Here is a 5,004-nt window from a genome sequence, read left to right as displayed (position 1 = left end):
CCGGCTTCATCCAGTGTTTCCAGGATGGGCAGCATCTGCTCCGTGGACATGCGGGTGGCAAAGAGACTCTGATGGGCATCACGCAGAACGGTGTCCATAAATCGGATCTTTTTTTCCACTATATCTTCAATCTCCTTTCGTTATTCATCATCTTAATTATTTCTTCATGCATCTCGTCCATCGTATGGGCCCGGCTTCGGCCGCAGACCTTGGCATCTTTTTCGCAGACCAGGCAGCGGCGAGAAGGAAGTCCCAGCTGGGTACGGCTGACGCTTTTTTGCTCTCCCTCTTCCTCATGGAGCACATCGATGTCATAAAGGCGGCCTAAAGGGGTTTCTTCCTCCAGGATCGTCATGGCCTTTTTCAGCGCCCAAGGCTGGGCCTCCACCACCAGGAAAAGCTCCGGTCCCGTGGGGAGATCCAAAGTCTTCTGGTAGCAGATGTCCAGCCTGTGTGCGTTCAACTGGGCCAGGATGTCCTCCTGGCCGATGCGAAATATCTGACGGATGGCTTCATTATTTTTCACCGGTCCGGGGATGTTTAGCTTGAAGCTGATCACCGGATGACCGGGAAACTTATTCAAGAGCAGGTGCTGAAATCCTGCCCGGTTTTCCCGGGTGTTCAGGACTTCATCCAGCGTGGGCCGGTCTCCGGTTTCAAATCCATAAACCATACGTCATTCCTCTTTCTTTCTCGGGATTACTTCTGAATCTGGCGAACCACGTCGATGACGCTGCCGTCACGATACTCGATGACTGCCACAACCTTCTCGCCATAGACGATGGGATCTGGGGTTCCTACCACAGCATAAGCCTTTTCCTTCAGCTCTTCAATGGTGAACTGGGGAACATGGAGCTTCGCGAAAGCTTCGATGAGATCCTGTCTTCTGGGGTTCACGGCAATACCGATTTCGGTAACCACCACGTCGATGCTTTCGCCCGGGGTGATGACGGTGTTGATTTCGTCCACGATGGTGGGGATGCGTCCACGGATGAGGGGGGTCAGAATCAGGCTCAGCTTGGCTCCGGCAGCAGTGTCGCTGTGTCCGCCTGAAGCGCCGCGGATGATTCCGTCGGAACCGGTCATGACGTTGACGTTGAAGTTGGTGTCGATTTCCAGGGCGGAAAGCACGACCACATCCAGCTGGTTCACGGCTGCGCCCTTGTTGCCGGGGTTGGCGTAGAAGGAAGCGCTCATCTCGTAGTGGTTGGGGTTGTTCTTGATGGAGTTGATGGCGCCCAGGTCAAAGCTCTGGGTGTCGATGACCTTCTCAATGAGGCCTTCCTCCAGCATTTCGCAAAGGTGTCCGGTGAGTCCGCCCTGGGCGAATCCAGCCTTGATGTTGTCCTTGCGCATGGCGTCAGCCAGGAAACGGGCCACGGCCAGGGTGGATCCGCCGGTACCGGCCTGGAAGGAGAATCCTTCCTTATAGTAAGGGGATGCGGTGATCACCTTGCAGGCATTTTCGGCAATGAGCAGTTCCTTGGGGTTGCTGGTGATTCGGGTAGCACCCTTGGCAATGCCATTGGGGTCTCCGATGGAATCCACGACAACCACATAGTCTACATGGTTCTGGGGAATGCTGATGGGGGTGTTGGGATAGGGAACGAGATTATCGGTGATGATCACGACCTTATCGGCAAACTCCGCATCCACACGGGCATAGCCCAGGGATCCGCAGGTGGCTTTTCCGTGGGAACCGTTGGCGTTTCCGTAGCAGTCTGCGCTGGGGGCACCCAGGAAGGCCACATCGATATGGATATCGCCCTTCTCGATGGCACGGGCACGTCCGCCATGGGAACGGATCACCACGGGGTTCTCCATGATGCCGTGGGAAATGGCTGCACCCACCTTGTCTCGGAGACCCGAGGAGGTGATGTTGGTGATGACGCCATTCTTGATGTGTTCGATGATGGGATCATGAACGTTGGCGATGGAGCTGGATGCCAGGGTCAGGTTCTTGAAGCCCATGGCGGCAATTTCTTCCATGACCATGTTGAGGACCTTGTCCCCTTCACGGAAGTGGTGATGGAAGGAGATGGTCATGCCATCCTTCAGGCCGGATTTCTCGATGGCTTCTCGGATGGAGCCCAGGATCTTGGATTCCCCGGGATTTACGGAGCTGACCATTCCTGAGGCTCTCTTATATTCATGCTTTTTTGCAAACTGTCCTTCAAAGAGTCCGAAGCTATCGACGAACTCCTGAGGAATTTCTCGTCCAATCTGATTCTGTGCCATGATTATTCTCCTTTCCTGTATACGCCGGCAGCCTCTGCCAGAGCCAGTACGCGTTCTGCACGTTCCACAATGGGCTTGTCGATCATCTTTCCGTTGAGGGCGATGACGCCTGATCCCTTGGCTTCGGCTTCTGCGATGGCATTCATGACGTTGACGGCGTTGGTGATTTCCTTCTCCGTGGGGGTGAAGACAGAGTTCACCACAGGGATCTGGCGGGGGTTGATGACGGACTTGCCGTCAAAGCCCAGCTGCTTGATCATTTCGGTTTCCTTGCGGAGGGTCTCCATGTCATTGACGTCGGAGAATACGGTGTCCAAGGCCGCGATGCCAGTGGCTCTTGCAGCGTGGACGATCATGGAACGGGCAAAGAAGATTTCTTCGCTGTTGCGGTCGGCATAGCGCTTGGTCTTCATGGAAGTGACATAGTCCTCTGCTCCCAGGGCAATGCCGATGAGGCGCTTGCTGGACTGGGCGATGGACAGGGCATTGAGCACGCCCACAGGTCCTTCGATGGCGGCCATCATGCGGGTGGAACCCACTTCGCGTCCGCATTGTCTTTCGGCTTCTTCAATGACGGCTTCCGTGTCCAGAACATCCTGGGCGGTTTCGGTCTTGGGAAGACGAATAACATCAATTCCGGCTCTGACCATGGCGTGAACGTCGTCGCGTCCGCCCATGTCCAGGGAGTTGATACGAACTACGGTTTCCACGTTGCCGTAGTCGATGGTCTTCACGGCCTGGTAAACCAGGAAACGGGAAGTATCCTTTTCCTTCAGGGAAATGGAGTCCTCCAGGTCAAACATGATGGAGTCGGCTCCGTAGATATAGGCATCCCGCAGCATACCAGCGTTGCTGGCGGGAACAAACATCATTGTTCTTCTTAAGCGTTCCATGCTTCAAGTCCCTCCCAATCAATCTTGTCTGTGGCATTGGCTGCGCGATGCACAGCGGCCACCGTTCGGGCGATGATGGTGCAGTCCAGGGCACCCTTATCCACTACGGTGAGCTTGGCGTCTTCCACCCCAAGATTAGTCAAGGTGCTGTTCAACACCTCACGGATTCTTCTTCCAAACTGATTCTCCACACTGCTCTTCAGCTCGATCTCGATTCCATTTCCGTCATTCTTGTCAATGATGATCTGGAGGTCCGAGGATTCCAGCGTGCCGGCTACGGCCTGCTTTTCAATTACAAACTTCTGCAACTTCATTCACTCCTTGTTTTTGATTTTCTCTATTATAGGTTCTCCTTCCGGAGAAACGAGGAACTCAAAGGTGGTGGGCGGAACCAGATCCTTCAGTTCGGGAATCCGTCCTTCCTTCAGGTATTGTCTGACGCGGGAAGCACTGATGACATTTCCGCCGGATTCTTTCCGGGGAATGATGATGATCTCCAGATCCTCACCAAAGACTTTTTTCAGTGCGCCGTTGTAGATGTTGGTGGCGAAGGACAGGGGCTCTTCCCCCACATACCGCCGGGTGATGCCCAGGGCTGGGGCAATGTGGTCCTTGAAGATCTTCGCGTCCAGGGTGGCCTGGACTTCCGTGATGTCGGCGTCCTCTTTCAGGAAGTAGGACGGGAACGTTTTCGCGGATACCATATAGTCTCCCGTTTCATGGATCCGGACTTGGGGAAGATGGGCAGTCCCTTTCTTCACCAGTTCCATTCTCACTTTGGCGGGAAAGTCCGATAAATCCTCGGACAGGACAAAGACATGGAGAATATCATTTTCCCGGGCGGCTTTCTCCACCAGGTGGAGATGCCCCTTGGTGAAGGGATTGGCATTCATGACAATCCCTGCCACCTTTTCTCCGGGCACTTTTTCTTTGGCCAGGTTCCGGAGAAATTCCGGGAACCCGTGGAGGGCTTTTTCCATGAAGACCAGCTGGTCGCCGACCCGCTCGATCTCCTGGAAGCCCAGGTAACGGAAGGAGTCTGCCGAAGAGGGCTTCGTGTAGACATAACAGGAGAGGTGACCCTCATCAAAGACCTCGGACATGAGGTGGGAGACCAGAAGGCTCACGGCCTCACCGCCGGTATAGGACTTGCATACCGCAATGCACTTCAGCACATTCCGGTAACGGGACCCGGTGGCAGCCAGGGTGTCTCCGTCGAAGACGCCCACGGTGTAGTCCACCAGCTCTTCCGTCCGGATGCCGGCCTGCTGGAGAATTTCTTCCCAGCGCTTTCGGTCCTTGTCGATCTTTTTTACCCACAGTCTGCGAATGCTCAGCTCCATTTAACTCACTTCCTTCTGTATTTTCCTTCCCAAGTTCTGGGCAGGGTTACTTTTGGCTGGGGAATACCTTAAGCAGCGCCAGGCTGGCCAGGTAGAGGATAATGGCGACAACGAAGACGCCGGCCATGCCGAAGGCCATGATTTCCAGGCCCTGCCCGATGATTTCGGGATCAAAATTCAGTTCCATAATTTCTTCTCCTTTCACACGATCTTGTCTACAGGAAGTAGGACAGGATCAGTCCGCCGGCGATGACCGAAGCGATCTGGCCGGATACGTTGGCTCCGATGGAATAGTTCAGCACGAAGTTCTGCTTGTCCGCTTCTGAGGCCAGCTTCTGCACCACACGGGCAGACATGGGGAATGCGGAGATTCCCGCAGCACCGATCATGGGGTTGATCTTTTCCCTGCGGAAAAGGTTCAGGAACTTCGCGAAGAGCACGCCGCCGATGGTATCCATGATGAAGGCCACCAGACCGAAGGCGATGATCATGAGGGTCTGGACATTCCAGAACTGCTCGGCGGTCATCTT

Annotated in this window: 7 protein-coding genes; all 7 read right to left on the bottom strand. The window is 54.8% G+C overall.

Annotation, left to right across the window (positions count from 1 at the left end; all coding sequences use genetic code 11):
- Positions 1-118 precede the first annotated feature (118 nt).
- On the bottom strand, positions 119-673 hold the full coding sequence (gene citX / locus KCG48_RS14250; RefSeq protein WP_211802847.1) for a citrate lyase holo-[acyl-carrier protein] synthase: 555 nt from the start codon (positions 671-673) through the stop codon (positions 119-121).
- A gap of 26 nt (positions 674-699) precedes the next feature.
- Positions 700-2,238, bottom strand: coding sequence for a citrate lyase subunit alpha (gene citF, locus KCG48_RS14245; protein WP_211802846.1), 1,539 nt, complete (start codon positions 2,236-2,238; stop codon positions 700-702).
- Between the two features lie 2 nt (positions 2,239-2,240).
- On the bottom strand, positions 2,241-3,131 hold the full coding sequence (gene citE, locus KCG48_RS14240; RefSeq protein ID WP_211802845.1) for a citrate (pro-3S)-lyase subunit beta: 891 nt from the start codon (positions 3,129-3,131) through the stop codon (positions 2,241-2,243).
- Entirely contained in the window at positions 3,119-3,445 is a 327-nt protein-coding gene (gene citD / locus KCG48_RS14235; protein WP_211802844.1) for a citrate lyase acyl carrier protein, read from the bottom strand. Before citD ends, citE begins: the two co-directional genes overlap by 13 nt.
- Positions 3,446-4,474 (bottom strand): [citrate (pro-3S)-lyase] ligase, encoded by a 1,029-nt coding sequence (gene citC, locus KCG48_RS14230; RefSeq protein ID WP_211802843.1) that lies wholly within the window; start codon positions 4,472-4,474, stop codon positions 3,446-3,448.
- A 46-nt stretch (positions 4,475-4,520) separates the two neighbouring features.
- Entirely contained in the window at positions 4,521-4,661 is a 141-nt protein-coding gene (locus KCG48_RS14225) for an OadG-related small transporter subunit (RefSeq protein WP_211802842.1), read from the bottom strand.
- Between the two features lie 28 nt (positions 4,662-4,689).
- The coding region (locus KCG48_RS14220; protein ID WP_211802841.1) for a sodium ion-translocating decarboxylase subunit beta at positions 4,690-5,004 on the bottom strand (315 nt) is incomplete at its 5' end.

Source organism: Proteiniclasticum sediminis (assembly GCF_018128025.1).
In the GTDB taxonomy this organism is placed as follows: Bacteria; Bacillota; Clostridia; order Clostridiales; family Clostridiaceae; genus Proteiniclasticum; species Proteiniclasticum sediminis.
This window is presented reverse-complemented; position numbering and strand designations above follow the sequence as displayed.

Bases quoted from the DNA above. Each gene is read 5' to 3' on its own strand.
- citX (WP_211802847.1), bottom strand. From the start codon at position 673: ATGGTTTATGGATTTGAAACCGGAGACCGGCCCACGCTGGATGAAGTC.
- citF (WP_211802846.1), bottom strand. From the start codon at position 2,238: ATGGCACAGAATCAGATTGGACGAGAAATTCCTCAGGAGTTCGTCGAT.
- citE (WP_211802845.1), bottom strand. From the start codon at position 3,131: ATGGAACGCTTAAGAAGAACAATGATGTTTGTTCCCGCCAGCAACGCT.
- citD (WP_211802844.1), bottom strand. From the start codon at position 3,445: ATGAAGTTGCAGAAGTTTGTAATTGAAAAGCAGGCCGTAGCCGGCACG.
- citC (WP_211802843.1), bottom strand. From the start codon at position 4,474: ATGGAGCTGAGCATTCGCAGACTGTGGGTAAAAAAGATCGACAAGGAC.
- KCG48_RS14225 (WP_211802842.1), bottom strand. From the start codon at position 4,661: ATGGAACTGAATTTTGATCCCGAAATCATCGGGCAGGGCCTGGAAATC.